2 pseudogenes are annotated in these 689 nt (G+C 77.4%); both read right to left on the bottom strand.

Annotation, left to right across the window (positions count from 1 at the left end):
• Nucleotides 1-128 (bottom strand): annotated as a pseudogene (locus GT030_RS33370) (DNA polymerase III subunit delta'); the annotation flags it as partial.
• 142 nt (nt 129-270) lie between these two features.
• A pseudogene (locus tag GT030_RS33365) lies at nt 271-689 on the bottom strand (dTMP kinase); the annotation flags it as partial.

Below are 689 nucleotides of genomic sequence, written 5' to 3'. Positions count from 1 at the left end.
ATCTTCGATGCCTCGGGCGGCGGCTGGTCGGCCGCGGCGGCCGTGACGAGCGCGTCGGCGTCCCGCGCGGCCGCCTCCAGCGCCGCGCTCACCTTCTCCTGCCCGACGAGGTCGTCCCAGACGCTCATGGGTCACGCCGCCCTTTCCGTCACTTCGTGTTCCGTCGTCCATTGTGCGGGTGGCCACCGACAGTGCCGCCCGCACGGCGAAGGGCGGCGCCCTCCGCCGCGCCGAAGCGCCCGGTGGACACCGCCCTCCGCTTCCGTCCGGTCAGCCGCGCCGGCCCCGGCCGCGCGGGCCGCCGTCGTCGTGCCGGTCGCGCTCGTCGTGCTCGTCGTAGGACCCGAGAAGCTCGTCCGCGAGCGAGGGCAGGTCGTCCAGCGGGGTCTCCTCGGCCCAGTCGGGGCGCGGACGCCGGGGCTTGCCGTCGGCGCCGAGCTGCGGGATCTCGCGGGTGCGGTCCTCCGCGTCGTGCCGGACCGGCGGCAGTACGGCCGTCTCCTCGGCGGGGCTCACCGGGGGCAGTACGGCGGTCTCGTCGGCGTCCCGGTCGGAGAACTTCGGCAGCAGCGCCGTCTCGTCGGCCGCGCCCTTCGGGGCCGGCGGCTGCGGCAGCTCGGCCGTCACCTCGGCCTCGGAGCCGCTGTCGCGGACCGGGCGCAGCACGGCCGTGTCGTCGCCCGCGCGGG

Origin of the sequence: Streptomyces sp. SID1328 (assembly GCF_009865595.1) — a bacterium.
Taxonomy (GTDB): Bacteria; Actinomycetota; Actinomycetes; order Streptomycetales; family Streptomycetaceae; genus Streptomyces; species Streptomyces griseoluteus.
The sequence above is the reverse complement of the archived record's forward strand: the minus strand, read 5'-3'. Positions and strand labels throughout refer to the sequence as shown.